Below are 1,943 nucleotides of genomic sequence, written 5' to 3'. Positions count from 1 at the left end.
TTCCTTTTCGGTGGCATGAGCTACGAGGAAGCAGCCGAAAGCATGCGTTCGTTTGCCAGACACGTCATACCGGCCCTGAGAAAGAGCAGCAAACGCAAGGTGGCTTGACGCGTCCGCTTCTGGAAGCCTCGTGGCGGTCTGGTCCATGAATTCGGCGACGACCCGGCTTGTCGTCGATGCCTTGGTAACGGCGATCTGGCGGCGTGGAAAGCCGGATGCGCCGATGCATCTCTCCGATCACAGGGATGCATGCTCGATGAGCCGGTCTGGAAATTGCCGGGACAGTGCAGCGATGGCGAGCGCCTCTCCTCGCTCAAGATCGAAGGCGTGGCCCGCAAGATTGACCACACAAGAGATCAGGTCTGGGCCGACGCATCGGATGGCATCGAACACTTCTATGATCTCCTGCGCCGGCACTCGACGCTCGGGTATCTGAACCCATGGAGTTCGAAAAGAAGATTCTGTTAGCTTAACTCGACATCTGCGAGACCGGCAGCAGCCCAGTCCGCCGTCCGCGTTCGCTGCTGGCCGACAGGGCCTACGACGCCAAAAACCCGCGTGATGAACTCGCCCTGCGCCGCATCAAGGCCGTGATCCCGCCCAACCCGACCCACAAGCATCCGCATCGTGACGACACGAACGCCTACAAGGGCCACAACGTCATCGAGCGTATGTTCTGCCGCGGCGGTTCAGGTACGCGGCGAAATTCGCGCAGATATTGATCCGGTCGAAGCAGCGCGATGCATGTTCGCCGCCCGCTGTCAGCAGCCGCAAACCTGGCTGGGCTCTGATATCAGCCACAGTGCCCTCAAGAATAACATGCATGTACTGCTCAAATTCGCGATCGACGGAATGTTCATAGACGGCACACGCAAGATAGAACCCTCACGAAATAAACGAACTTCGCAGGCCGGAAAAGACGATAACAGGGCTGTTATGCTGATACCCGGGAAGAGCGGCGCCGTCGAAGGCAAATGATTTCGGTTGATTCAGCGTTCCAACGCTGCCGACTTTCGGGATCAGCACGAAGACGAGGTTTGGGTCGGGGAGATCCATCTCAACCCAAGGGGCAGTCGACGCCCGTCTTTCAAGGGGAGGATCGGGGGAGGGACCTCGAAATCCGCACGCCGACTGCGACTAGTGCTGACCGTCGGGTATTCTCAACATGAGACCGTCGAGATCGTCGGTCATTGTGATCTGGCAAGCAAGGCGGCTGTTTTCCGTCGAACCTTCGGCAAATTGTAGCAAGTTGGCTTCCATGCCGCCCGGCTCGGCCATGCCGGCCCGGGACATCCACGCGGCATCGACATGCACATGGCAGGTCGCGCAGGCGCATTCGCCCCCGCAATCGCCGTCGATGCCCGGCACACCGTTGTTGACCGCGGCGTCCCTCGCAGTCGTGCCACTCTTGACCGCGATAGGATATTCAGCGCCGTCCGGCTCGATGAAAATGACTGTGGGCATATTTTTCTCTTTTCGATCATGCTGGATGAAACGGCGAGTGGAGCGTTCGTTTTCGCGATGAATCGGGGGCGCCGCTCCGTCGCGAACTAATGCCCGCGCAGCTTCACGTCGGCCTTGATGGCGCGGTCTTCAAACACCGCTTCGACCACAATGTCACAGCCTGTCAGGTCGGCGAAGTCGGTGGTCGGCTTGATCAGGGTGAGCTTGGCAGTGCACTCGGCCTCGGTCATGCGCTTGGCGGCCACGCGCTTGTTCCACAGGTTCTCGCTGTAGGCCTTGCCCTTGGCCGCGCTGTCGGTGCTGCTGTCGAGCAGCACCACTTCCATGCCGACCTCGGCGGCGGCGAAGGCAATGCCCGCGCCCATCATGCCAGCCCCCAGAATGCCGACCTTGCGGTAGCTGGCCTGAGGCACGCCCTTGGGCCGGGAGGCCAGCTTGCTGGCGGCGGGGATGCCAAAGAACAGCGAGCGGATCATGTT

At 60.5% G+C, this 1,943-nt stretch carries 3 protein-coding genes and 1 pseudogene; 2 read left to right on the top strand and 2 right to left on the bottom strand.

What is annotated here, in order from left to right:
* Window positions 1-130 precede the first annotated feature (130 nt).
* Window positions 131-468 (top strand): annotated as a pseudogene (locus VMR39_RS18550) (IS3 family transposase); the annotation flags it as partial.
* Between the two features lie 276 nt (window positions 469-744).
* Window positions 745-978, top strand: coding sequence for a hypothetical protein (locus VMR39_RS18545; protein WP_325417810.1), 234 nt, complete (start codon window positions 745-747; stop codon window positions 976-978).
* 159 nt (window positions 979-1,137) lie between these two features.
* Here the strand turns inward: VMR39_RS18545 and VMR39_RS18540 are convergent, their stop codons facing one another.
* Both VMR39_RS18540 and VMR39_RS18535 read right to left on the bottom strand, forming a co-directional pair.
* Complete coding sequence (locus VMR39_RS18540; RefSeq protein WP_045448706.1) at window positions 1,138-1,464, bottom strand: 2Fe-2S iron-sulfur cluster-binding protein; 327 nt, start codon at window positions 1,462-1,464, stop codon at window positions 1,138-1,140.
* 86 nt (window positions 1,465-1,550) lie between these two features.
* Window positions 1,551-1,943 (bottom strand): 3-hydroxyacyl-CoA dehydrogenase family protein (locus VMR39_RS18535; protein WP_325417807.1); only part of this gene is annotated, 393 nt, incomplete at its 5' end.

Origin of the sequence: Sphingobium sp. (genome assembly GCF_035511395.1) — a bacterium.
GTDB lineage: Bacteria > Pseudomonadota > Alphaproteobacteria > Sphingomonadales > Sphingomonadaceae > Sphingobium.
Note: the sequence above shows the minus strand (reverse complement) of the source record. Positions and strands in the feature narration are given on the sequence as shown.